Source organism: Candidatus Methanoperedens sp. (assembly GCA_027460535.1).
Taxonomy (GTDB): domain Archaea; phylum Halobacteriota; class Methanosarcinia; order Methanosarcinales; family Methanoperedenaceae; genus Methanoperedens.
The window spans coordinates 146,713-171,306 of sequence record JAPZAR010000007.1 but is presented as its reverse complement, the minus strand read 5'-3'; the positions used below and the strand labels follow the sequence as shown (position 1 = coordinate 171,306).

Below are 24,594 nucleotides of genomic sequence, written 5' to 3'. Positions count from 1 at the left end.
TCTTGCAATAGACCGCAGCATCCTGGTCAGATGTTGCTCTTCCGATTATTATCGCCATCGTTTTATCACCGAAACAGTGGAAGACATCCTTAAGGATTACACAACCTGAGATTGTCTCCTTTACAACAATATCTCCTTGTATCGTTGCATATTCATCTGCCATTATTATATTCCTTTTCTCGATCTCAAGCAGTTGTTCTTCATTCTCCGCTTCAGCCAGTACGATGAATTCCGTTGCCAGCCCCATACGTTTCCAGTTGGGAACAATGGTATATCGGTCAATTATTCCTTCCTGTTGCATGGTGCGTGTGTGATATGCCGCAGAATTCCCGTCTTTGAATTTCAATATTTTTGCAAGCTCCGCATTGGTGATCGTACTGTCGGCAAGCAGGGTCAGCAGGATGAACATATCGGTTTCGTTTAAATGCGATACTTCGGATATTATTTGTGCGATTTTATTAACTCTATCTGGAATTATTTCATTCATTATAATGCACATACTAATTATTCGTTTAACTAAAATAAGTTTTCGTTAGAACCTATTTCATGCTTCATCCTTCTTTCGCGAAACCGCTTTTCACACAAAATCATCCATCAGCTTGCTTATATCAACATTATCAATCGGCTGTTTCACAAGCGGCATCTCGTTTATCTGCGGCAGTATCAACCTTTTTGAATTATTACTTGATATCAACAAGTTTACTAAATCATATCATCTGTCATGGGGATTCGCATGTCGAAAAATTCGACCAATCTCTTTGAAGCACTATTCTCAAAATAAGCCCCATAAACCCTTCTCCCAGTAAAATCTTTTATTGATTTTACCATGTCTAAATAATCATCATCCCCTGCTAAAAGAAGCGCAATATCATAGTGATCTAAATGGGCTTTACTAATCATATCAATCGCCAAAAGAACATCAACCCCTTTTTGTCGATAATCATTGTTATTCTTGCCTGTTTTTATAAGTCTCCCAAGTTTAACTTCGTAATTATTAATTTTTTGAATCCTCTTAAAATAAGACTCTTGCTCTTGATGTTTTTCTGAATCATCTCTAAAATCAACTATTGCATCGTAATAATATACCCTTACAAGTTCCATATTGATTACCCCAAGAGAATTTGACTCTGAACAAGAAGCGATGATAATATACCAAATTTTATATTATCGTGTCCAAATGTATTCCGCATTTTATTTCTTAGATAGCACCATCTATGAATATCATAAATGAGCGATATGGGATTTTGGGGTCGGTAACATGGATATTTGGAATCTGCTACTTGTTGCCTTCGAACATATAGACTGTTTTGGTATTTTTAACTTGGTATATGTCCCGATAAAATTCCATCCATCGTTTATTTTTATCAACCGATTTTTGACAGGTGTCGCAATCAACCTAAGACCTGACAGAACCTCGGACTCAATGAACCCGACTTCACTTTGGTGTCAGGTTTTGCTGACGGATGCAGGTCATTGTAGAGAGCACGGCAGAGCTTCACCAGCCGGGGATCACAGAGAAAGGATGCTCGGTTTTAAATGAAATACATCATCACAGGGAGCAAAATCACTCCCATCCCGTGCGTTTATGGCTCAGCAAAACTCATTGACTTAAAACATATTACCATATCCAGTATGCAAAGTATATACTGAGGATCAAAACTGCAATAAATGGATATTTATAATGTTGATTTTTTATAATAAGAAATAGTATTAAAATTATATTGAGCAAGATTAGTGTTTTTCCATACGACCATGCCCATAAAACGGAAAGAAACAATAAATCATTCACTAAAATGATTGAAGCTGAATCGAATGCCCTTCTTTGTGGTTTATTATGCTCTTTAAACATTATATATAATGTTCCAAATATAGTAAATATAGTAATAATTTGTCCATAAAAAACAGCAACAAACTGAAGTACGACACTGAGGGGGTTGTTAGATGAAATATTATTCCCGAAAATTCCTATGAGAACGACCATTAACCCGATTCCTAATACCTGAAGAAATGAAAAAGTTAATAAAACATTTGACAATGAGAGAGGAATAGAACCAAAGACCTTATGCTTTGATGCTGTTCTTCCTTTGATCATTAAAAGTAATATGCCGATTGTAAGAGCGAATAGCAGGCTCATCCAAATAACTTCTTTATGATCTTGAATTGCCATGAACAAACCTCGAGATAATAAAAAAATAAAAATAGGGAGATTTTCTAACTTGCATACACAAAATCAATCCAGTAATTATAGTATCCATCATTTCTTCCTTTAATCTGATTCCAGTGCTCTACATAAGTGGCTTGGTTTTGATTCATGAAATCCCAATTATGGAATTTATTATCAACCGTTGAGAAGAGAGCCGTATAATCGGCTGAATATAAATAGCTGCCCTGGAAATTGCATGAATCCACATACCAATGTGTATTAAGGGGAGATGGATTGGCTGCCCAGCAGCTGTCTATGCGTCCTTTATATGTCACGGTTCCACTGGGATTTACGGTCCACGTCAGAGTATGGGTTGTTTTTGCAAGATCCCACAAAGCTGGATCCTTGGTAATCATCTGAATTGTCGCTAACCATGTTCCTGGTTTTACCCCTGCTGTCAAAATATTCGGGACAAGTTCATTATTGTAGATTTCAACTTTGCTTAAGACAGGCGTGAATTCGATATCATTTGAAATATTCCGTTTGATTGTTTTGTAAGTTCCCTTTGAGATATTTACTTCAATGCTGAAATATAATGCAGGCTCACCCACTCGCTTCTCACCACTGCCACCAAAGGATATTGAATCATCTGACCATCGGGTTGCATTAGATGAATTTAGGATGACTTCGCTACCAGATTCTGGTTGAAGCTGAATTATCTTCACTATTTTTTTGTTCACTTTCTCTTTTTCCGCTTGTGCGCTCACTGCAGGTACAAATAACATACTCACAATTAGCATCGCCACAAGCACTGCACCTAATTGCATTCCTTTATTTCTCATCTTATTTTCCTCCTATTGTTTATCTGTTCCCTCGGAGGCACAATTGAGCAACCTTTTAATGACCTCAAAGTATACCTTACCGTGCCTTCGGGCAAAGCTGGAGCTCAGTTGCCCTTTTGAAACGACTGAGCTCCATTTTTTTTTATGGGTCTAAGAATCCTGGTGTTTGAGTCTTTAGTTCCTATCCACCATTGCTATTCTACAAATCCACTTTTATATGAGAACAGGGGTTTATATTTCTTATGGTTTGGAATCTAATAAGCATTAAGGGCAGCTCTTAAACGAGGGGGGAATGGTAGTATATACACCGGAAGAAGTTGGGGATATGGCAAACCGGTTGATGAAGGATATTTCGGACTCAAAATATGAATTCGACATCTCTTTGGTGGCAAGTACAGGTGGATGGATCTGGCCGAGACGCTTGTAAAGAGCACGGCAGAGCTTCACCAGCCGGGGATCACAGAGAAAGGATGCTCGGTTTTAAATGAAATACATTATCACAGGCAACAATATTACCCCCATTGCATGCGTTTTTCTTATTTTTGCAAATGATGCGATCATCCCGACCGGCGTGGATATAAGGAATATGATAAATCCGAACAGGCCGGTGAGCATAAAAACCAGAAAAGACAGGCCTATTAACACAGTGGCACATAAATTCGAGTAATTGACTTTTGACAGGAAACCCGATACTCTGTCACCGAGAAAGATGGTGGTGTAATAAGAAATCACTGAGATAGATACAATTACGATCAATAAAATAATCACCATGGAAAAATCCCACTCGCTCACATTGACAAGTTTGTCGATCGCTACCATTGCCCCGCTTCTGCCCTTGTGGATAATGAAAAGCGCTATCAGACTGAAGATAGCATTTGCGGTATTTGCTCCACTTATGGAAATCAGGAATTCTTTTGACGAATTTTCATCCTTTTCCTCCGGTATAATGAGCCGGGCGATAATGGTGCCCACTGCCGAAGAGACCCCGGGAAGCCATGCCACAAAAGAACCTGCTGCGCTCCCGGTCAGTAATCCCCTGACAATTCTTTTTCGGGGAAGCACGAACGCGCTTCCCCTTTTCTGGGGTGGTATTTCGGATTTCGTCATGAGACTGATCACCAGCATTGATGCTCCGAACAATCCGGAAAGGAGGGGAAGAAGTATTGAGGGTTCACCGAATTTTACAAGCGGCGACATCCATGCCTGATTATCAAACGCGAACATCCCCAGAAAGCCTGATATCAGGAACAGGAACACCGCATACATCTTGAATTTGAGATGTACCAGCGATCCCTGTCCCTCAACCACCTCTCCGTTCTCGGTGGCTATCATCAAAAGGACAATTAAAACAAGTATCCATCCGATGAATGAGTTTATCGTGCCGTAGATGTTCAGGAAGAAAAACGCTAGCGGAACGGCCATCAATAAAGAAACAACCACTGAACCCGCGGCACCAATGGCGGATAAACGCACGGCTTCAGATCCTTTCCCCTCCGCAAGAAGCGCATGCCCGGGCAGGACTGCAAGTGCTGTATCGGCTTCCGGCGCCCCAAGAAAAATCGAGGGGATGATATCGAGGAACGTCTGGGTTATGGAATTTGAAAGGATGATCACAGCGACGTAAAAGGGAGCGAACCCCAGATCCATGAAAAGCGGTGACAATGCCACGAGGATAAGGGCAAAATTATTTACATGGATTCCCGGGGTTAGACCTGAGATAATGCCGAGGAGAAAGCCGAAAAACATTGAGATGAGCAGTAAAGTTATGGATAGTTCCATGCCAATCCCATGAACTGCCAATGAACAAAAGCATTATGCTTTGATGCGTGAGTTTTCATTTGTATGAAAATTGCTGTCACGAAACTGGAAGAAAAATCCCAGGGTATAGAAGAGCTATTTGCCCGCTACGGCCACGAAGCGATCCTGGTTCCAACCATGAAGGCAACAGATCCCACAGACCCCGGGCCTCTTCATCATCTTTGCGACATGATTTCAAAAGATAAGATCGACATCCTGATTTTCACGAGCGCTCTCGGGGTTGAGAAACTTTTTGAGAAGATAACGCCGGGAAAAAAAGTAAGGATAGTGAGTGTTGGCCCAAAAACAGCAAAGAAAGTGGAAGAATACGGCGTGGCCAGCGAGGTCATAGACTCGTTCTCATCCGAGAACTTTGTGAGGTACCTCGGGAATATCGCCGGTAAATCCATAGGCATAGCCCGCGCCGAGGTTCCGAATATTGAATTGAGAACTTCTCTTGTATCCAGAGGAGCAGTAATAGTCGAAGCTCCGGCATACGGATTAAGGTCTGTGGAAAAAAATATTTCAGAAAAATTAAAAGAAGCGGATGCAGTGATCTTTACAAGTGCCATGTCGTTTGAATCATCAGGTTTTGGTATGGAGCATGCAAGAAAGCTAAAGGTTGCCGCAATAGGCCAGAAAACCGCCGAAGCAATGCGAAAACGTGGCATATTTCCTGATATCGTGGGGAACGGTACGCTTGAAAGTTGCCTGGCTCTCCTTTCAGGATAATTCAGCCGGGTGCTTCTCTCTTTTAGATCCCACCAACACACATATCCTTCTTAGCAATGGATTATGAGGGTGTTTTCACTTGATCCCGTAATGCCATATGGCAAAAGGGAATATATCTTGTATTGGGGTTAATTGTTTAATTTCTCTATTTGCTGATGCCATTGAATACTACTAATTATTGCCAAACACATAAAGACAAAAGCTATTCCTATTAAAAATTCGTTTTCACCCAGCCCCAGATTATTGAAAAAGTAAGGTTCTGTATATATTTTCCAAAGAATAACTATTAACGCTGCAGTATACGTGGTTGTTGTGTATTTTAAGTATTCGATTTTTCTTTTAATATAATCTGTTTCAATCATATTTTCGACCCACACATTAATTGATGAGATAATATAAAGATGCATCGGAAGTTATTTGAGAAACAAAGATACTATGCTGAAGACTATATGGAATCATTTTCTCAACGGAAGGGCATTAAGCCAGTTAAAAATATTATACAAGTTGATTCTATGGATAATGAGTTGAGAAATGGTCTATGGAATGCTTTAACTGTTTCTTATTGGAATCAAATAAGTTCAGATTATAAGTGGCGTAGCTACCATAAAGAAATCTGGACCTTAATTAATAGATTATGGCATGACTACTTCAAGACTCCGATTGATACAATAAACCCTGATTGGTGGGAACTAAATTACAAAATTTTAAGGAAATACTTCTTTAAATGTGAATGGTATGAAGTTTATGATTTTACAGAATTTATAGCCAATAATTATCCTGATGAAACTAATTTAGTAAATCCCAAATTTATCGATTACTGTAATCATGTTTTAGAGAAAGAATTATCAGGTTGTCGATTTGTTGGGGGGAAGATTACACAAATAACAAAAGAAGAAGAAATTGCTGAAATAGAAGAAGCATTAGAGATTCCTGATTCATTAAAAGCTATCAAAATTCATTTAAAGACATCACTGGATTTACTTGCAGATAGAAAATCTCCTGATTATAGAAACTCTGTTAAAGAATCTATTAGTGCAGTTGAAGCAATTTGCAAGTTAATATCAAATAATAAAACTGCAACATTAACAACTGCCATAGAGGCAATAGAAAGAGGAAAAAAGATGAAGATGCATCCCGCTTTGGCACGAGCTTTTAAAGAATTATATTTTTATACAAATGCTGCAGAAGGGATTCGCCATGGATTATCAGATGAGCCTAATCTGGATTTTGAAGATGCGAAGTTCATGTTGGTATCTTGCTCAGCGTTTGTCAATTATCTTGTGGTGAAAGCATCAAAAGCGGGGGTTGAGTTATAAAAATCAGGTCGCAACAAAACTAATAGTTTAATATGCTTAACATATTACATGGATAACAAAGTATAATATCCTATTAATTAATCTGCGGTTCAGGCCGATCCTTTGATCCAGTCTCAAAAGGATTTCCAACACTTGCGAACAATGCTATTACGCGGATGCGCCCAGTCATTGTTTCATCTATTTTCGCCCCCCAGATGACGCGCTTTGTTTTTGAGACATGCTGCACCATCAGTTCCCCGATTTTCGCCACTTCATCGAGAGTCATGTCCTGCCCGCCTATGATATTTACAAGTAAACCGTGCGATGCGGAAAGATCCGGGATATCAAGGAGCGGCGCAGCTATCGCGCTTTCCACGGCTTTCACCACGCGGTTCTCACCATCTCCATCCCCGATCCCGAATGATGAAATGCCTCCTTTTTCAAGCACGGCTTTCAGGTCCGCGAAATCGAGGTTCATCAGGGCAGGTTCCGTGATGGTTTCTGTGATGCTCTTTATAAGGGAGCCGATAAGGGTATTTGCCACGGCAAAAGCCGTTTTAAGAGGCAGGTTCCCGGCGACTTTGCGAAGTTTGGTGTTGTCGATGAGCACCACGGAATCGCAGGTTTTAGAGAGCGAAAGAATTGCTTTCTTTGCATTTTCTCGGCGCAGGTACTCGATCTCAAAAGGCATTGTCAGGCAAGCGATGGTGAGTGCGCCAATAGATCGGGAAATTTCCGCTACGACGGGAGCCGAACCCGTTCCTGTCCCGCCGCCAAGCCCCGCAACAATGAATATGATGTTAATTCCTTCAAGTTCCTTCCTTATGTCAACCTCGCTTTCGCGCGCACATTCTCCCCCCACTTCCGGGAACCCGCCGCATCCTTTTCCCTTGCATCTCTCTTTTCCCAATAGCAGTAACTTATCTGCCCTCTGCAGGACAAGGTGGTTGATATCGGTGTTGGCAGCTATTATTTTAGCACCGCCGATCTTTTTCTCCGAAAGATAGGTTATGATATTGCTTCCTGCGCCCCCAAGGCCGATCACTGCCACGGATGGTCTTGCTTCCTTTCTTAATTCTGTCAGTTCCTTCATTCCAGAATTCAATTGATCCTTTTTATATAAAAACTTTCGTAAGTGTATATTTATTTCCAACGTTGACAAATCTTGGCAATCAGGCGCTTCCACAATTTTTATTTGCTCATTATTTGAAAATAATTATGGAAATGAGAAAAGATTTCATAAAATTGCATTTTGAGGATCGATGGTTTCCAGGTGAGATTCTTTGGCTTGGTCACATGCAAATGGAGTGGTGGCTCACACCGCCTTTATCTCAAACCCTTCGAACATCTTTCTCATTACGACATCCTGAATCGAACCAAACCCCGGAGTGGCTATTGTACTGCCGCTGAGATCATTTATAGAATGCTTATCTGAATCCTTTCTCACCACCAGCGCAGTACCTCCTGAAATAACTCCACTGATAATGTAGAGCTTTCCGTTATCATTTATCCAGTACCTCAAAAGTGGGGTCTCGCCAAAGGCGGCCACATCCACTTCCCTGTGAGTGAAAGCATTTGTTATTGCCAGTCCGTTCCTGAATCGCATGAACTGAAGGTTTCTGCCAGGAGTAAGGCCAACCTTATCAAAATAGCCCTCTTTTTGCGCTACATAAACCGCAAGATAGTGGATACTTCCATCTATGAAGCCGAATCTGAGGTTCCCGTTAACGGCAGGTGGGATCCAATCAGGATCAGCATCCAAATGTTTTTTGATATCGCTGTAATATCTATCAAGGGTTATTCTCGACAGAAAGCCATCAACATCATCCGGACTGTTCTTGAAACCTCCGGCTTTATCCAAAATATCAAAACCCATCTTCATCTCGTTCTTATCAGGGAATTCGATATATATCGTATTGTTGATCGCTTCCGATGCAACTTGCAGATCAACTCCCACAAACTCTGAACCATATCTTGCGACCTTTTCCCGGTTTTCTGGGTCGTTGATGAACCTTGTACCCTTTATTTGTGCCCATACAAGTGCTGTTATCATGTTTTCATCTGTAAAGTGTTCAGATATTGCCAGGACGCATCCTGGATGATTAGCCCATACGTCTTTTGAATTAACGAGATACCTGCCATAACCATCAGCCGCGGCCTTGGCAGGATAAGGCTCCCAGGAAATGAAACCGTCTATTGTTCCGTCTTTTAGAGAAGCACTCATCTCTTCCGGAGTCATTGAAACAACATATATCATCTTCTGGGCATGGGATTTTTCATAGAGACTGATACCTGCATAAGATAATATTAATACAGTTATTATAATTATAACGTAGATATATTTTTTCATTTTTTACCAAATTTTTTCAGCCTGAAATAAAAAGTACTGCCTTTCCCTGGCTCGCTTTCCACATATATTTCACTGGCATGTGCCCTTATGATCCCGCTGGAAATTGTAAGCCCAAGCCCGCTGCCGCCTATTTTTCTTCGGGAGGTGCTATCTGCCTGATAAAATTTATCAAATATCTTTGATAATTTATCGGTATCTATCCCTATGCCTGTATCTTTAACTCTGATCTCGACATTATCTTTCTCTTCCTTTGCTGACACAAGGACTCTACCACCATTATGTGTGAATTTTAATGCGTTACCAAGGAGATTATTGAGCACTATAATAAGCTTTTCTCTATCCGCAAGCACAGATGAAATGTTCTCCGGGATGTCAAGGGAAATTGTTATATTATTCTTCAATGCAAGATATTTGATATTCTCAAGAGCAACGTTCACTATTTCTGCAACATTCACCTTTTCGAATCGAAATTCCATCTTCCCGGCTTCAATCTTTGAAAGGTCCAGTATATCATTGATCAACCGGGTCAGCCGGTCGATGTTCATTATGATATTATTAAGCATTTCCTTCTCAACATCGATATCCAGGATATCTTCGGATTCCAGGAATTCGGCTGATGTCTTTATGGCCGAAAGAGGTGTCTTTAGCTCGTGCGAGACCAGAGAGATGAAATCTGATTTCAGGCTGTCCAGTTTTTTCAACTCTTCGTTGGCACGAATAAGTTCCCTGTTCTTTTCCTCCAGATCTTTATTTGCAAGCTCAATCCTGTTTTCAAGCTTTTTCCTTATATCTAACAATTCTTCGGCGGTTTGATTAAATATTTCTGTCAGTTCCCCTATCTCATTTTTTGAAGAGACTGCTACAGGTTTGAAGTGACCGCTTGGAAGACCGTATGCTCCATTTTTCAGGGATTCTATGGGTTCTGTCATTCTTTTCGAGATTACCACTGCAAGAAGAACCACGCTTAGAACGGCAAAAAGTGAAATGATCGTAGTCTCTTTTCCCAGGGTCAGAACGCCGGCATATGCCTCGTCTTTGTTCTTTTCCACTATCAGTCCCCATCTATAAAGCGGCAGCCAATAGTAAGATCCCAGTACATTTTCGCCTTTATAATTGACATAATCACCTATTCCTCTCTTTTCGTATGTCACTTCTCTGACCGCAAGATTATTATTGATTTTTTCATGCAGGATTTTAGATCTGTTTTTGTGAAAAATCAGCTCGCCTTTATTGTTAACTATGAATATCTCCCCTAATTTTCCAATATCAATGCCTTGGATTATCATGTTCAGGTTCTCCATACTGACCCTTGCACCCAGTACCCCGGTAATCGTGTCGTTCTTCTTGACCGGGTTTGTGATTATTACTTCAGGTAAACCCGTGATACCGGACAATGATACATCGGACATGAACTGTTTTCCATCCCGCGCTTCTGTAAAATAAAGTTCCTTGCCAACATTCCCAGTGCGGTTCAGAGTGGAGATTATTATATTCCCGTCAGGATCGATCATAAAGAATTCTTCATAAACGCCTTCGTGTTCATTTTCAAAAGCGCCCAGGTATTTCTGGAGCTTTTCTTTTTCAGAGGTACCGGCAATCGTGGAAATGAGATTTACGTCAACCTTTCTTGCGTACATCCAGTTATCTATTGCACGGCCGGTATTTTCGGTCGCGACAAGGAGATTTGCCATAACAGAATCACGGATATCTTCTTTGCTGTGTTCATAGGATACGTAAACGACGGCGGACAGCGGCGTTACTGATATTATCAGGAAAAAAAGGATTAGTTCTGACCGTATTCTCACATACTACCCCCTGTTATTCTTTTGATCTTCTGAGCACACTTTTTATGCGGGCTTTAAGCTCGTTGAGAATAAATGGTTTTGTAACATAATCGTCCGCACCTATTTCGAGACCTTCCACTTTGTCGTGTACTTCATCTTTGGCAGTCAACATGATCACAGGGATTTTCTCCGTATATGCATCTTTTTTTAGCTGACTGCATGCTTCAAAGCCGTTCATTCCCGGCAGCATGAGATCAAGGATAATCAGTTCCGGCATTTCTGTCTTTGATTTCTCTACTGCTTCATAACCATCATAGGCTTCGATAACATTGTAACCTTCTGCTTCAAGGGATCTCTTTAATGGAAGAAGTGTCGCCATCTCGTCATCCACGATCAATATCTTTTGTCTCACATCAGAAAAACTTCTGATCCGTCTTTCAACGTCTTTTTCCGGGATTCCCAATATCCGCGATATCTCTGAATTGGAGATATTATCATTATTTTTTATCAACTCAACGATCTTATCATCGATATTTTTCTTCATGGTTTACCACATCATTTACTCATATTTTATAGGCAGGGATTGGACTGTAAAACTTTATAATACACCCTACAAACCAGTTTCTCTATTCCACATTTATTTCACCTTTTAGAATTCTTTTTTAAATCTCTTTGCTTTGGAAGACGCGCCTTCATTATTTCTCTCCCGCTTTCTTCGAGGGCTGCTGATCGTTCAGCACGGGTTTCAGTTCTTCATAAAAAGTCATTAGAAGCTGTGTGGCTTTATTCTCTTCATTAAGAGTGAACGATCGAATCTGTTTTCCAATCTTCCTCTCGACAATTATGTTATTTTCCAAAAGAGGCCCAATTACCCTTGCCACGCTGGAATGGTATAAACCAGTGCCTTGGGCTATTCCAGAAAGATAATTTATTTCTCCTTTATTTTGCATGAGATATTCCAGCACAGTTAGCTGCGCCGTTTTACCAAATAACTTTTCGAGTGGACTCATATTTTTCATCCTTTCTATACCTGTTTGCAACTAGCTCCTTTTTTCGTAAAATTGGTGTATTAATTAATATAGTTTTGCTTATATTTACTCAATGCTCTTACTATACAATCATATAGCTTATGGTAAATATTAACTAGACTTGACTATAAATCGACAAGTTTAAGTATAAAGAAGTTGTACTAAAGATTGAGGTTTGTCTCATCGACAGATCTTGAAACGGTTAAAACCAATATAGGAGGATCAATATGGGTGAACAAGTGGCGTATGCCAGGGTTCGAATGCTTATTTCAAGCATGTTCGAAGGTCTGGTAAATGGAAATAGGATGGCTGACATCTATTTTGAAAGAAAAATAATCAGATACAGCGCAGAATTTGAACTGAAGGATATGGGAGGCGGAGTCATACTGATAAGAGAACCTCCTGTCGAACTTCTGACAGAAGGAGACCTCGTTGATATGGGATTCGGATGTTGAATCAATGGTGTTGGTGGTTCTTGATAGGGCTCAGTGAAAGGGGCCAGACGATTATTGTCGTGACCCATGATATGGCTGTTGCAGAGCAGTCGGACAGAATAATAACCATGCGCGATGGGAGGATTGCGGGCGACACAGGAGGTGCAGGATGAACGATAGATATTATAATCCCTTCTATCTTTTACTTGCGGCAATCACATTATTGCTGGGTAAATTTTTCAGGAGAGGAGAATAAGATGATGGATAAACAAAGATAACATGGAGTCAGTATGCCTGCTTCAAATATCAGGGTGGGCGATGAATATTATCGTATTACGATCGGCGAGCTAGATTGAGATGGAGAGAACATAATATATATAAATATATAATAATATTGGAAAAGGAGTATGTAATTATGAATAAGCTGAAACTTCAAAATTTACCTAAAGTATCTTTAATAACGTTCATTATAGGATTAGTAATAGTAATAAATAGTGCTGGATGGGGAATTGAAGCAGCAAATGCATATCTGAGAGCACATGGCGGTGGCATGGACACAGTCCAATTTTCGGCTATTCTTCAAGGGTCGATAAATTCATTCTGTACAATAGGAGCCGTTCTCTTTTTTCTTGGTGGTTTAGGTTGCTTAATCTCAATCATATTTCTAGAAATGCAAAAACAATAGAAGCTGAATAAAATGATTACCAGGAAGAAACTGATGATTACTTATCTATTAAATTAAAGAGGTAAAATAACTATGGAAACTAAAAATACAGCAATTATTGGCATCTGGGCATTCATGATTGTGCTATTGATACTGAGTTTTGTAAGAATGGATTTTTTAGTGGTATTTTTCCTGTTCTTTGTCGCCCTGATAGTCACTGTTTATCTAACATCTGGATCGGATGAAAATAGGAAAACCCAGAAAGAATTCGAAACAATGCTTCAACATATAGAATCCAAACTGGACGCTCAATCTAAAGATCTTGAAAACCTCAAAAAATTCATTGAAAAATAGAACTGGAAAACCTGGGAACTTCTTGGCAGGATTCCCTTGTTCAAAGGTGGGTGGCTACGTCGCCGGCAGACTAAAAACTAATGTAATTCCTTCTGGTGCAGCCAGCTGGCTCGTTGCAAGCATCATATTAATGCTTTATACGGGCATAAGTTATGGCGAGTGGCCGCGCTCTCTAGTGTTCGGGGCAGTAATGGCAATCGTATGGATTATTGGCGGAGGATTGAGAGACTTAATAGCAATCATGGGAAAAAATGAAGCCTAAGAATAAATAAAAAGGTGATAAAATGAAAAATAAAATAATATGTATTTTGCATTTTTTCATCATGGCAATCAAATCACAACTTTATGTGAGTACCATATTCAATGATTGTTTATCACGGAGGATCTCTGTAAATGAGAATGGGTAGTAATGTGGGATTAACATAGCGGGAGAGTAACGTCATGGGAAAAGATAATACAAAAATAATATCATACCTTGTTTTGTTTATACTTGTCATTTCTTTGAGCGGCTGTGTTCAATATAATAGGAAGATCTCCACTTCAACTAACACCTCAAATGAGATTGTTATAGGCGCCCTATTGCCTCTCACCGGAGAATTATCTTTTAGCGGACGGGCAGCTAAGGCTGCGTTGGAGCTGGCGGCCGAAGATATAGAGGCAAATGGAATGAAGGTCCGTCTTGTTATCGAGGATACCGAGTCTAATCCTTCGGTTGCTTTAGAAAAACTCCAGAAACTGAAAAAGTCCGGCATAATATTCGTAATCGGTCCCGACTCCAGCAAAGAGCTTGAAGCTGTTAAACCCTACGCCGATGAAAAAGGTATTATATTGATAAGTCATGGGAGTACGGCACATTCACTTGCTATCGCTGGAGACAATGTGTTCCGCCTGTTGCCTGATGACACACATCAAGCCGAAGCCATGGCTGCCCTGATGTGGAAAGACGGAATAAGAATAGTCGTACCAGTCTGGCGTGGCGACGTATGGGGTGATGGACTCTCAGAAGCTACCAAGACTAGATTTGAGAATTTAGGCGGCACAGTACCTGATGGAATACGGTACGAACAAGGGACGGATTTCTCGTCTGAATTGGATACCATGAGTTCAAAGGTGAGCCAGGCAGTAAATAAATATGGAAAGGATAAGGTTGCAGTTCACTTCATCGGCTTTAATGAAGTTGTCACTCTCTTCACTAAAGCGCAGAATCAGTCCGCGAATTCAAATACAAGTTCCTTATCTGAAGTCAAATGGTACGGCAGTGACGGCACAGCTTTTGATGATGATTTGCTCAATAATGCGGAAGCGGCACGTTTTGCAGCGGAAACAAATTTCTCAAACCCGTTCTGCTCCATAGAGATCAAAGACATTGAAGAAATGGTTAAAGAAAGAGAAGGGACGGCACATCCATTCGGTATTATCGCCTACGATGCCTTATGGTTGGCAACTTTAACATACATTGATTCAAACAAGAGTGCCGACATTAATGTGTTGAAAAAAACACTAATCCGTACAGCGGCGTCTTTTAGTGGAGCCACAGGTTCTACCGAATTTAACGAGGCGGGCGACCGCAAGTTTGCAAGTTACGACTTCTGGGTAATCAAAGAAAAGCATGGACTCTTCACATGGGAACGTGCTGCCAAATATCCATTTGATTCATTAACGAATCAGGATTGAGATTGTTTTATTATGAACAAACATGTTGGAGAATAGCAGGCCCGGATTCTGTTAAGTTAAGCAGCATATATGTTCTTGAATTTGTTAATAAAAGCGAGTGACCATAGGAAATCCAGAGGGAATACACAATTTGGATATAATATTTATGAACAGGGCCGCCCCGGAAATGAAACAATATCAGCTGATTTTGAGAAGGCCAAGAAGAATAAGCAAACATACTTCTACCAGTTCACATGGCGGCTCGGGAAATCTATAAAATCCATTTTCGAAGTTGAAGCAAACCTATTTGAATCATCAATCTCTAGTCTTCAATAAACAGAATCGGATGTGAAAAAATGGATGTTTCAAAAAACGAAGTAATTAAAAACAATGAAATAGCAACAAATAGCGCAAAGCTGCAGGATGTTCATGAAAGCATTGGATGTTGCTGTGGAAACACCTGGAAGATGATTGCAGTGGTCATTCTGTTCGCAATTTTCTGGATATTAACCAGAAGATTGGTGTGAATCCCTCATCTTTTTGAAATATTCGTTCAAGAATCATGAACGGTCATGCGAGGTAAGAGCTTGGGTACTGCTTCCATATACTCAGTATATTGCTGGCCTAACCTTGCCGTCAGATCCTCTTCTTCAGCATCTGCAATATGCGACAGTACAGCAGCAAGGATGATTGAGTAAATGAGGGCTAGAAACGAACCCGCAGACAGCGCGAGCCCGAATGCACCGATAATCCCGCCCAGGTACATGGGATGGCGGACATAGATGAAAGGTCCTACGACCCTCAGCTTATTTTCTGGAACGAAAACTGCTTTTCTAAGAGAATAACCTCCCCAGAATATTATGAAGATCCCGGCGGCAAATAACAGAAACCCCAGTGCTGAAAATATTTCGGAAATGGGGTTAAAATCTTTTAATATCAGCCAGAAATAAAGAAGTATATTTGTGACCACAATGAAAACATGAAGGGAGACAAGGAATATTTTTGAAATTTTGCCAAAATATGTAAATCCATAGGATTTCCTGTACTTCAGAGCTATGATATGATACGTGATTACCATATACAGAACTATAAGAACAAATGTAGAATAAAGATTCATAGATGCCGTTATGAAGTGAGATATTTTTGCGCAACAACCGCCATATGGTCTGAATGATAAGGTTCCAGATATATCAGTTCTTTGATCTTAAAATAATCCTCCAATTTTTTTATTTCATCATTGATAACTTCTTTTGTCTTTCTTGCAGAATCAATGCTCTTGGACTTGATCATCAAAATCAGAAAACCATCTTTCTTGAGGAAAACTTCGGCGTTTCGGATCGCTATCAATGCCTGTTCACGCTGGGCAACATCCTGGTATATGAAGTCCACTTCAGGAACCAGATTCGTGTATGAGCCGGGATGCCCGGCATCTGCAAACACCGGGATAAGGTTGATCCTTGAAATGCACACGCTGAGAAGGTCCTGCATTGCTCTTGGCGAGAATTCCACTGCAAAAACAGTGCCATCCGATACAATATCTGAAACATGGCTGACCGTGGTCCCGTTGGCAGCCCCGAGATAAAGAACCTGGGAATCCTTTTTTATCGGAATGTACGCGCCTTTTAATATTATGGCGGCAAGTTTGCTGCGGTAGGGATCCCAGATGCGGTATTCGTCTTTTCCTACAGCTACCAGCCTTTCTCCGTAAACACTTCCATGAAGGAGATTTTTCGATAACAGCCTTTTGGAACCCTCAAGTTTCAAGGTGAATACATTGTCAGGCCCGGTCTGGATTAGTTCACTCTCTTCCATAATTTAAGAACGGATGAAAAAGACCCCGCTGCAGCTTACATGAATTACAATGATATCTGCCTTTTGGCATCAGGGGATTTTCTAACCTTCCTTTATCAATCTCTCGATATCGTCTCCGACTTCGGAGGTAGTATTTGACCCTCCCATGTCGTAGGTCTTCACCTCTCCATTGACGATATTCTGCTCTATAGCCCTGACGATGGCTGATGCTGCATCTTTTTCACCTATCTGGTCAAGCAGGAGTGACCCCGCCCAGATGGTTGCGATTGGGTTGACTTTGTTCTGGCCTTTGTATTTGGGTGCGCTTCCATGTATTGGCTCGAACATGCTTGTGCCTTCCGGGTTTATGTTGCCGCCAGGGGCGAGACCAAGACCGCCCTGTATCATCGCGCCAAGATCAGTGATGATGTCGCCGAACATGTTTGGGGCCACAACTGTATCGAACCATTCGGGGTTCTTAACGAACCACATCGTTATGGCATCCACAAAATTGAAATCCGTCTTTACATCCGGGTATTCTGCAGCAATGGATGTGAACTCCTCGCGCCAGAACCCGTATATATCCGAGAGCACGTTTGCTTTATCCACTGAAGAGAGATGCTTTTTACTGTCCTTTGCAAGCTCAAAGGCATAGCGGATGACACGCCGCGTGCCTTCCTTGCTGATAAGACCTAGCTGGTAGCCTATCTCTTCGCTGTCCGAATTAATATCCAGGCCGAATTTCACGTTATACAAATTCCGTATGACCTCAAGCGTTTTCTTGCTCCTTCCTTTCTTAGCGCGCCCGCCTATGCCTATATAGAAATCCTCGGTATTCTCGCGCACCACCACGAAATCGATATCCTTCGGAGTCTTGTCTTTGAGGGGTGTCCAGACTCCTTCCAGTAATTTCACAGGGCGGAGGTTGACATACTCATCAAAATAAAAGCGGATGGTAAGAAGAATGCCTTTTTCAAGGATCCCGGGTTTTATCCTTTCATCGCCTATTGCGCCGAAATAGATGGCCTTGAATCGGGAAAGGTCCTTTAACGTATCTTCAGAAATGAGTTCGCCCGTTTCAAGGTAGTGGTCAGCGCCGTGGGGGTATTCAGTCCATTCGATATCGAAGCCGAATCTCTCGCCTGCCGCATCAAGTACCTTGCGTCCTTCTCTGATTATTTCAGGGCCGATCCCGTCGCCGGGTATAACTGGGATTTTGTATTGGGTCATATGTCTTTCCTCTTCTTCTGTCCCTTAGAATTCCTTCGAGGTTATTAAATTAACTAAAGAGATGAGATAACTTAATTAACAACAAAGCAATAACATTATGGGGGTAAAAATGGATTTTTCCTTTACTGAAGAACAGGAACTTTTCAGAAAGTCTGTGAGGGAATTCTGCAATAAAAAGCTTGCTCCGCGTGCCCGCGAAATCGATGAGAGTGGAGAGATCCCTCGTGAAGTCGTGGAAGATATGGCGGCTATGGGACTTCTTGGTATAACCATTCCAGAAGAGTACGGCGGGCAGGGTGCAGACTTCACCACGGCCGCAATAGCAGCCGAAGAAATAGCCAGAGCCGATATAAGCATGGCGACTGCTGTTTATTACCTCGTAGAAGCAGGCTGGGGTTTCCTGATGAATAGATATGGAAACAAGAAAGCCAAGGAAGAAATTCTTCCCGAAGTAACGAATGGAAAAAAATTTCTGGGTATAGCCTCGACTGAAGCTGGTGGAGGCTCGGATATAGCAGCAATGTCAACTATGATGGAAAAAAAGGGTGATAAACTGGTGGTAAATGGCGCAAAGACCTTCATAAGCGGTGTCAGGGAAGCTGCCAGATATGGAGGAGGTTATGTGGCCATCATAAAGACAAGTCCTGAACTTAAGCATAAAGGCCTGTCGCTTTGCTACCTTCCGGTAAAAGATATACCAGGGATAACTACCAGCATTTTTAAGCAGATGGGGAGAGAAGGAATATCCACGGGCACTATAAATATCAGCAATGTAGAGATACCTGCTCATTATCTCATAGGGGAATGGAATAATGGATTTTATTACGCGATGGAGGGTTTTAACTGCGCCCGGACGCTTGTGGCAGCCGCATGCATAGGTGCTGCTGAGAAAGCCCTGGAATCCGGAATTGAATATATAAAAGAAAGGCACATTTTCGGGAGCCCCCTTGCAAAGTTCGAGGGAATCCAGTTTCAAATGGCCGAGGATTTTATAAGACTTGAATCTGCAAAATTAATGGTTTACAAAGCGGTCTGGATGGTTGACCGGATGTACGCTGAAAAAAGATTCAGCCATAATGAAATAAATAAAGCGGTAGCCAGTGCCAAGCTCATTGCGCCAACCGTGGCTTTTGATATCATTAGGGACGTATTGACATGGTATGGGGCATACGGCTATACCAAAGAAGCAGGGCTTGAACGGGGATTAAGGGGCGTGGCTTCCTATATTATAGGGGCTGAGGGAGCACAAAACATCATGAAGATAATTATTGGCAGAGAGATCCTGGGAAAAGAGTTCGCGCCTTATTGAATCACTGATGCTAAGACCATAATAAAAAAAAAGAAAAAGTGATCATGGACTTTATTGCATGCATGAAGCAGATACCGATGCACATACATCCTCCCGCCATTCTTAGCCCCAGGATACTTGCCCTTCTCTACCATCAATACCTCATCTTTGCAAGCGAATAAGCTGCTGCACCCTGGCCCAGAGCCTACAATTATGACGTCGAATTTTTCGGACATTTTAAAGATCAATTACCCTTGAACCTGGGCTTTCTCTTTTCCAGGAAGGCGTTTATACCTTCCATATGATCCTGGGAGGCAAAGCATTCGGAGAACGAAATTATCTCCATCTCAAGTCCTTTTTTCATTTCCAGATTCTTATTTATCAACATTTTAGCTATTTTAATAGTTAGAGGGCTTTTTGAGCCAGAACCTGTGCAGTTTCTTCTGCCTTTTTCGCAAGCTCTTCATTCTTCACAACCATATTGACAAGCCCGATTGATTCTGCCTCTTTTGCGCCTATAATCCTACCCGTAAGTATCATCTCCTTTGCTTTCCCTATCCCCACGAGTCTTGTCAGCCGCTGGGTGCTTCCAAACCCGGGAATAAGACCAAGATTGATTTCAGTCTGGCCGAATTTTGCATCATCGGCAGCGATCCTTATGTCACAGGCAAGACAAAGTTCACATCCTCCCCCCAGTGCATAGCCTTTAATTGCAGCGATCACCGGTTTTTCAATATTTTCAAGCTGATTGAAGACTCTATGACCCAGCCTTGAAAACATTTCTGCTTCCGCCGGATGTTTTATTTTGATTTCTTTAATGTCTGCCCCCGCGCAGAAATTTTTTTCACCGGTTATAATTACGGCTCTAATCTCTTTGTCATTCTCAAGCTCGGTCAAAAAAGACCCGAATTCCTGAAGCATTCTGGTATCCAGGACATTCATAGCTTCAGGTCTGTTCAATATTAGAATCGCGATATCCTTTTTCTTCTCAATCTTTACGAGTTCATTTCCTGTATTCATAAAATCCTTCTCCGCTTTTTCTCCCGAGCTTTCCCTCAGCTACCATTCTTCGAAGCAATGGACAAGGCATATATTTCTCTCCGAGTTCTGAATGAAGGACCCCTATAATATTAAGGCAAATATCAAGGCCAATAAAATCCGCAAGCTCAAGCGGTCCCATCGGATGATTTGCCCCAAACTTCATGATGGTATCAATGTCCTCTCTGGCAGCAACCCCTTCCTGCAGGCAGTAGATGGCATTATTTACCATGGGCATAAGCAAACGGTTCACTACAAAGCCTGGTGAATCATTGACAACAGCAGGGATTTTACCCATTTTTTCAGCTATTGCTTTCACCGCATCTATTGTCTCCTCTGACGTGTGCAACCCCCGGACCACCTCCACAAGTTTCATTATGTACGCAGGGTTCATGAAATGCATACCAGCAAAGATCTTCGGTCTTTCTGTGACCCGGGCAAGTCTGGTTATTGATATTGAAGAGGTATTGGTTGTGAAAATGATATCGCTGGGGCATATTCTATCAAGCTCTTTAAAAATCTGTTTTTTAATATCTTCATTTTCTACCACCGCCTCGATCACCAGGTCAACATTTCCAAAATCCTCCAGGCTTGTGCAGGTTTTTATATTCGAGAGGATCCTGTCTTTCTCTTTGCTTTCAATTTTTCCTTCACTTACCCTTCTTTCAAGTCTTTCTTTTACTTTTGTGAATCCTGCTTTTACATATTCTTCGTTCAGGTCTTCCAGGACTACCTCATAACCGCTCTGTGCAGCGACCTGGGCTATTCCTCCTCCCATAATCCCTGCACCTATCACCCCTATTCTTTTAATTTCCATCCGTTACCTCATTTCAATGATAAATGAGCAATTAAGAGCCCCGCTGACCAGAACCGCTTCCCCAGGCATGAATTATCCCGAATCCTTTCCCCATCTTTATTCCCGTCTATTTTTTAATTAAAGGGAGAGGATTACATACATTATAAGAAATCATTGTTATTAATCGTACATAAATTTTAGCCACCGTTATGATTTCGATTCCATGCGTCTGAGGACTTTGGGGGATAAGGCTCATATTCTGCGAACAGCCCCAGAAATTCCTCCTCTTCAAGGCTCAGGAAGAGTTGGTATGACAAAGCCAAAAGGAGACATATTTAAATTTAAATCCATAATTCGATATTGCATTTAAGACAATATGCTTATCAATATATACTAAGTTATATGTTCGGTCTAACTAAAGGATGCCTATCGTCCTTAGCGGGTCAAACAAGGAAGGAGAAATGAGGCGCAAAAATGGCAGGCAATCATAACGAGATTGAAAAACGTCTGTGGTCTGCCGCAGACGAGCTACGGGCAAATTCTAAATTAAAATCTTCGGAATACTCAGTCCCGGTTCTTGGACTGATCTTTCTCCGTTACGCTGATCACAAGTTTACTATAGCCCAGAAGGAGCTGGCAGGTAAAAGTTCAGACAGGCGCGCCGTCGGCAAAACAGATTACCAGGCGCGCGGTGTGCTGTACCTGCCTGAAGCCTCAAGATTCTCCAAGCTTCTCAACCTGCCAGAAGGTGCTGATATTGGAAAGGCCATCAACGAAGCGATGCGCGCCATCGAGGCTGAGAACGAAGAGCTCAAAGACATTCTGCCCAAGACATATAATCACCTCGATAACAGCACCCTGGTTGAATTATTAAAGACATTCAACTCTGTGCCTATGGACATTGAAGGCGATGCCTTTGGAAAGATCTATGAGTATTTCCTGGGCAAGTTCGCCATGAGCGAGGGGCAGAAGGGAGGCGAGTTCTTTACACCCACCTCTATTGTTAAACTCATAGTCGAGGTCATCGAGCCCTATCACGGGCGCATCTTTGACCCTGCCTGCGGCTCAGGCGGTATGTTCGTCCAGAGTGCGCGTTTCGTGGGAAACCACAAGAAGAATCCCAATTCTGAGATAAGCGTTTATGGTCAGGAAAAAACCGCTGAAACTGTGCGCCTGTGCAAAATGAACCTCGCGGTTCATGGTCTCTCTGGAGATATTCGCGAGGGCAACAGCTACTACGAAGATATCCACAAAAGCTTTGGCAAATTCGATTTCGTGATGGCAAATCCACCGTTTAACGTCGATAGAGTGGACAAGGAGCGTATCAAGGACGACCCCCGCTTCCCATTTGGCATGCCAAAGCCTGATAATGGCAACTATCTCTGGATCCAGGTATTTTACAGCGCTCTGAATGAGGGTGGTCGCAGTGGATTCGTGATGGCAAACTCAGCCAGCGACGCCCGCGGAAGCGAGCAGGATATCCGAAAATCGCTTATTGAAGCTGGCGCCGTAGATGTAATGGTTGCCGTTGGCTCGAACTTCTTCTACACGGTAACATTGCCATGCACTCTCTGGTTCCTCGACCGCGGCAAGTTAAAAACGCCGCGCAAGGACAAAGTCCTCTTTCTGGACGCACGGTATATATTCCATCAGGTTGACCGCGCCCATCGAGACTTCATGCCTGATCAAATCGAATTCCTTGCCAATATCGTGCGGCTATATCGGGGCGAGGAGCCTGAAACAACGAACGGCAGCGCGCCGATGTTGAAAGAGAAGTTCCCCGATGTTAAATACGTGGATGTTCCCGGTTTATGCAGAGTGGCTGAACTTTCCGAGATTGAAGCGCAGGGCTGGAGCCTGAACCCGGGGCGCTATGTTGGAGTGGCTGAACGCGAGGCTGATGATTTTGATTTCAAGGAACGCCTTGAGGAACTGAACGAGGAGCTTGAAACGCTTAATGTAGAGGCGCGGGAACTGGAAGGGCGTATTGCTGAGAATGTTGAGAGGCTGCTGGAAGCCGGATGAAAAAAGAGGCTGAAACGAAGGGAGTGCTGTTATTGAACCTGGAGGATTATATGCCAGATGAATTCGAAGCCCTTGTTGAAAAAAGAACAAAAATCGCGAAGAAGCGTAAAATGGTTGAGGCATCTGATGAATAATATGACTGTTGAAATGTCGGCTTCTAATTTTGGCGCAGCCCACCGCAAAGGACGCAAAGAGCGCAAAGCACAGCCACAGTGCGGAACACGGATGACACTGATAGGACGGATTTCCACAGATCCGCGCGTATCCACGTCAACCGCGGTTTTTTTATGATGTGAATTTTCAAATTTATGACGCAGTGCGTCACGAATCGATATCGATAAATTACCCTTTTAAAATCGGCAGACACTGTCTGCCAAATTAAGCTATTGTAACCCTAAAAGATTTTATACCCACTGAGTTTCGAAAGTATTAAAACCGGTGTGGACTATTCAAGCTTAAATGGTTGATTGGAAAAGGATTGAGTTAATAGCCGGACCTGATGCTGAAGACCATATAAAAAGGCATGGTGTTAGCGTTTCGGATGTTTTCAATGTACTTAATGGGCTGACCTATTCCCGGAAGATTAAGACCGCTGGAGAAATAAGATATACTATATTGGGTGAATCTCAGGGCAGAATCCTTATGGTGGTGCTGACACAGCAATCTACTCAGAGATTCTATCTGCTTACTGCCTATGAGCCTTCGGACGGCTATAAGAATTTATATAGGGAAAGATGTAAAACATAGTATCAATGAAAAAATACACTAAAGAAGAGAGGGAAAAGGCGATAAAAGATATAGAAGCATCGCCGATCAAACCAGATGAGTGGGAAGGGCCACATGAAACAAAGGTTGTTTCTTATAAATATGTTGATGATGTGCCTGCCCGGAAAAAGAAAGGGCTGATGTCTGGAAAAATTGATGCGAAAACCGTTTCATCTTAATTCATTTCTCTCCGCAACTTTTTCTTTGATTTGAACCTAACCAAATATTTATGACTTTATAGATTAAAAACAGACCATAAAATATATTGTTGGGCATTATGGATGAGAAATATCCAGAACCGCAAAGTACGCAAAGAACGCAAAGCTCAGAAGTCTCCGCGACCTTCGCGCTCAGGTCTGGAAACGTGCTAAAACCGCAACGCAGAACACGGATAACACGGATTGGACGGATTTCCACGGATCCGCGCGCATCCGCGCAATCCGTGTTCCATCACGTTTGCTCTTCTCTGAAAAATCCGGCATCTGGCACAAAGGTATCTGCGTTTATCACGCCGAAACCCTGCGGGTTCTCGACTCCGCGCACACGTATGCCTGTGGGCATACGTCAAGGGTTGCGCCCCTTGAG

The 24,594-nt window shown here is 42.0% G+C and carries 32 protein-coding genes; 16 read left to right on the top strand and 16 right to left on the bottom strand.

Features of this window, described 5'->3' with window-relative positions; genetic code table 11:
• The 4 genes from O8C65_02515 to O8C65_02500 form a co-directional block, all read right to left on the bottom strand.
• Positions 1-487 (bottom strand): hypothetical protein (locus O8C65_02515; protein ID MCZ7355782.1); only part of this gene is annotated, 487 nt, incomplete at its 3' end.
• 215 nt (positions 488-702) lie between these two features.
• A complete protein-coding gene (locus O8C65_02510; GenBank protein ID MCZ7355781.1) occupies positions 703-1,101 on the bottom strand; it encodes an NYN domain-containing protein in 399 nt (132 codons plus the stop codon).
• Positions 1,102-1,618: 517 nt separating this feature from the next.
• A complete protein-coding gene (locus O8C65_02505; protein MCZ7355780.1) occupies positions 1,619-2,167 on the bottom strand; it encodes a hypothetical protein in 549 nt (182 codons plus the stop codon).
• 44 nt (positions 2,168-2,211) lie between these two features.
• Positions 2,212-2,985, bottom strand: a complete 774-nt coding sequence (locus O8C65_02500; GenBank protein ID MCZ7355779.1) for a hypothetical protein — start codon at positions 2,983-2,985, stop codon at positions 2,212-2,214.
• Positions 2,986-3,277: 292 nt separating this feature from the next.
• Between O8C65_02500 and O8C65_02495 the strand changes: the two genes are divergently transcribed.
• Positions 3,278-3,412, top strand: coding sequence for a hypothetical protein (locus O8C65_02495; protein ID MCZ7355778.1), 135 nt, complete (start codon positions 3,278-3,280; stop codon positions 3,410-3,412).
• 53 nt (positions 3,413-3,465) lie between these two features.
• Here O8C65_02495 and O8C65_02490 read toward each other — a convergent pair whose 3' ends face one another.
• Complete coding sequence (locus tag O8C65_02490) at positions 3,466-4,764, bottom strand: tripartite tricarboxylate transporter permease (protein ID MCZ7355777.1); 1,299 nt, start codon at positions 4,762-4,764, stop codon at positions 3,466-3,468.
• Between the two features lie 63 nt (positions 4,765-4,827).
• Here O8C65_02490 and O8C65_02485 point away from each other — a divergent pair, with 63 nt between their 5' ends.
• The gene (locus tag O8C65_02485) at positions 4,828-5,514 is read left to right on the top strand and encodes a uroporphyrinogen-III synthase (GenBank protein MCZ7355776.1); all 687 of its coding nucleotides are present in this window, start codon (positions 4,828-4,830) and stop codon (positions 5,512-5,514) included.
• 128 nt (positions 5,515-5,642) lie between these two features.
• Here O8C65_02485 and O8C65_02480 read toward each other — a convergent pair whose 3' ends face one another.
• Positions 5,643-5,876 (bottom strand): hypothetical protein, encoded by a 234-nt coding sequence (locus tag O8C65_02480; protein ID MCZ7355775.1) that lies wholly within the window; start codon positions 5,874-5,876, stop codon positions 5,643-5,645.
• 87 nt (positions 5,877-5,963) lie between these two features.
• On the opposite strand from O8C65_02480, the gene O8C65_02475 reads away from it, so the two are divergent.
• A complete protein-coding gene (locus O8C65_02475; GenBank protein MCZ7355774.1) occupies positions 5,964-6,830 on the top strand; it encodes a hypothetical protein in 867 nt (288 codons plus the stop codon).
• Positions 6,831-6,903: 73 nt separating this feature from the next.
• On the opposite strand, the gene ftsZ is transcribed toward O8C65_02475, so the two are convergent.
• From ftsZ to O8C65_02450, 5 genes are all read right to left on the bottom strand, one after another.
• Positions 6,904-7,902 carry a cell division protein FtsZ gene (gene ftsZ / locus O8C65_02470; protein ID MCZ7355773.1) on the bottom strand — a complete coding sequence of 333 codons (999 nt, stop codon included), beginning with the start codon at positions 7,900-7,902 and terminating at the stop codon, positions 6,904-6,906.
• Between the two features lie 222 nt (positions 7,903-8,124).
• Positions 8,125-9,159 (bottom strand): ABC transporter substrate-binding protein, encoded by a 1,035-nt coding sequence (locus tag O8C65_02465; GenBank protein ID MCZ7355772.1) that lies wholly within the window; start codon positions 9,157-9,159, stop codon positions 8,125-8,127.
• The gene (locus tag O8C65_02460; protein ID MCZ7355771.1) at positions 9,156-10,964 is read right to left on the bottom strand and encodes an ATP-binding protein; all 1,809 of its coding nucleotides are present in this window, start codon (positions 10,962-10,964) and stop codon (positions 9,156-9,158) included. Before O8C65_02460 ends, O8C65_02465 begins: the two co-directional genes overlap by 4 nt.
• A 13-nt stretch (positions 10,965-10,977) precedes the next feature.
• Complete coding sequence (locus tag O8C65_02455; protein ID MCZ7355770.1) at positions 10,978-11,487, bottom strand: response regulator; 510 nt, start codon at positions 11,485-11,487, stop codon at positions 10,978-10,980.
• A gap of 151 nt (positions 11,488-11,638) precedes the next feature.
• On the bottom strand, positions 11,639-11,953 hold the full coding sequence (locus tag O8C65_02450) for a MarR family transcriptional regulator (protein MCZ7355769.1): 315 nt from the start codon (positions 11,951-11,953) through the stop codon (positions 11,639-11,641).
• A 245-nt stretch (positions 11,954-12,198) separates the two neighbouring features.
• Here O8C65_02450 and O8C65_02445 point away from each other — a divergent pair, with 245 nt between their 5' ends.
• The 7 genes from O8C65_02445 to O8C65_02415 all read left to right on the top strand — a co-directional run bounded on the left by O8C65_02445 (position 12,199) and on the right by O8C65_02415 (position 15,603).
• Entirely contained in the window at positions 12,199-12,426 is a 228-nt protein-coding gene (locus O8C65_02445; GenBank protein MCZ7355768.1) for a hypothetical protein, read from the top strand.
• A gap of 20 nt (positions 12,427-12,446) precedes the next feature.
• A complete protein-coding gene (locus O8C65_02440) occupies positions 12,447-12,578 on the top strand; it encodes a hypothetical protein (GenBank protein ID MCZ7355767.1) in 132 nt (43 codons plus the stop codon).
• A 242-nt stretch (positions 12,579-12,820) separates the two neighbouring features.
• The gene (locus O8C65_02435; protein ID MCZ7355766.1) at positions 12,821-13,090 is read left to right on the top strand and encodes a hypothetical protein; all 270 of its coding nucleotides are present in this window, start codon (positions 12,821-12,823) and stop codon (positions 13,088-13,090) included.
• Positions 13,091-13,162: 72 nt separating this feature from the next.
• Positions 13,163-13,423 (top strand): hypothetical protein, encoded by a 261-nt coding sequence (locus O8C65_02430; GenBank protein MCZ7355765.1) that lies wholly within the window; start codon positions 13,163-13,165, stop codon positions 13,421-13,423.
• 22 nt (positions 13,424-13,445) lie between these two features.
• On the top strand, positions 13,446-13,685 hold the full coding sequence (locus O8C65_02425) for a hypothetical protein (GenBank protein ID MCZ7355764.1): 240 nt from the start codon (positions 13,446-13,448) through the stop codon (positions 13,683-13,685).
• Between the two features lie 179 nt (positions 13,686-13,864).
• Entirely contained in the window at positions 13,865-15,097 is a 1,233-nt protein-coding gene (locus O8C65_02420; protein MCZ7355763.1) for a penicillin-binding protein activator, read from the top strand.
• 335 nt (positions 15,098-15,432) lie between these two features.
• Positions 15,433-15,603 (top strand): hypothetical protein, encoded by a 171-nt coding sequence (locus O8C65_02415; GenBank protein ID MCZ7355762.1) that lies wholly within the window; start codon positions 15,433-15,435, stop codon positions 15,601-15,603.
• Between the two features lie 26 nt (positions 15,604-15,629).
• Here the strand turns inward: O8C65_02415 and O8C65_02410 are convergent, their stop codons facing one another.
• The 3 genes from O8C65_02410 to O8C65_02400 all read right to left on the bottom strand — a co-directional run bounded on the left by O8C65_02410 (position 15,630) and on the right by O8C65_02400 (position 18,097).
• The gene (locus O8C65_02410) at positions 15,630-16,154 is read right to left on the bottom strand and encodes an isoprenylcysteine carboxylmethyltransferase family protein (protein MCZ7355761.1); all 525 of its coding nucleotides are present in this window, start codon (positions 16,152-16,154) and stop codon (positions 15,630-15,632) included.
• A gap of 47 nt (positions 16,155-16,201) precedes the next feature.
• Positions 16,202-16,888, bottom strand: coding sequence for a fibrillarin-like rRNA/tRNA 2'-O-methyltransferase (locus tag O8C65_02405; GenBank protein MCZ7355760.1), 687 nt, complete (start codon positions 16,886-16,888; stop codon positions 16,202-16,204).
• A gap of 81 nt (positions 16,889-16,969) precedes the next feature.
• Positions 16,970-18,097 (bottom strand): isocitrate/isopropylmalate dehydrogenase family protein, encoded by a 1,128-nt coding sequence (locus O8C65_02400; GenBank protein MCZ7355759.1) that lies wholly within the window; start codon positions 18,095-18,097, stop codon positions 16,970-16,972.
• Positions 18,098-18,206: 109 nt separating this feature from the next.
• Between O8C65_02400 and O8C65_02395 the strand changes: the two genes are divergently transcribed.
• A complete protein-coding gene (locus O8C65_02395; GenBank protein ID MCZ7355758.1) occupies positions 18,207-19,406 on the top strand; it encodes an acyl-CoA/acyl-ACP dehydrogenase in 1,200 nt (399 codons plus the stop codon).
• 384 nt (positions 19,407-19,790) lie between these two features.
• On the opposite strand, the gene O8C65_02390 is transcribed toward O8C65_02395, so the two are convergent.
• Positions 19,791-20,405, bottom strand: a complete 615-nt coding sequence (locus tag O8C65_02390; protein ID MCZ7355757.1) for an enoyl-CoA hydratase/isomerase family protein — start codon at positions 20,403-20,405, stop codon at positions 19,791-19,793.
• Positions 20,389-21,240 carry a 3-hydroxyacyl-CoA dehydrogenase NAD-binding domain-containing protein gene (locus O8C65_02385; GenBank protein MCZ7355756.1) on the bottom strand — a complete coding sequence of 284 codons (852 nt, stop codon included), beginning with the start codon at positions 21,238-21,240 and terminating at the stop codon, positions 20,389-20,391. The genes O8C65_02390 and O8C65_02385 overlap by 17 nt, the downstream gene beginning before the upstream one ends.
• Positions 21,241-21,693: 453 nt before the next feature.
• On the opposite strand from O8C65_02385, the gene O8C65_02380 reads away from it, so the two are divergent.
• From O8C65_02380 to O8C65_02360, 5 genes are all read left to right on the top strand, one after another.
• On the top strand, positions 21,694-23,244 hold the full coding sequence (locus tag O8C65_02380) for a class I SAM-dependent DNA methyltransferase (protein MCZ7355755.1): 1,551 nt from the start codon (positions 21,694-21,696) through the stop codon (positions 23,242-23,244).
• Entirely contained in the window at positions 23,241-23,378 is a 138-nt protein-coding gene (locus O8C65_02375) for a hypothetical protein (GenBank protein MCZ7355754.1), read from the top strand. The genes O8C65_02380 and O8C65_02375 overlap by 4 nt, the downstream gene beginning before the upstream one ends.
• Positions 23,371-23,535, top strand: coding sequence for a hypothetical protein (locus tag O8C65_02370; GenBank protein MCZ7355753.1), 165 nt, complete (start codon positions 23,371-23,373; stop codon positions 23,533-23,535). The genes O8C65_02375 and O8C65_02370 overlap by 8 nt, the downstream gene beginning before the upstream one ends.
• 168 nt (positions 23,536-23,703) lie before the next feature.
• Positions 23,704-23,991 carry a hypothetical protein gene (locus O8C65_02365; GenBank protein MCZ7355752.1) on the top strand — a complete coding sequence of 96 codons (288 nt, stop codon included), beginning with the start codon at positions 23,704-23,706 and terminating at the stop codon, positions 23,989-23,991.
• A 5-nt stretch (positions 23,992-23,996) separates the two neighbouring features.
• Positions 23,997-24,188 carry a hypothetical protein gene (locus O8C65_02360; protein ID MCZ7355751.1) on the top strand — a complete coding sequence of 64 codons (192 nt, stop codon included), beginning with the start codon at positions 23,997-23,999 and terminating at the stop codon, positions 24,186-24,188.
• Positions 24,189-24,594 lie beyond the last annotated feature (406 nt).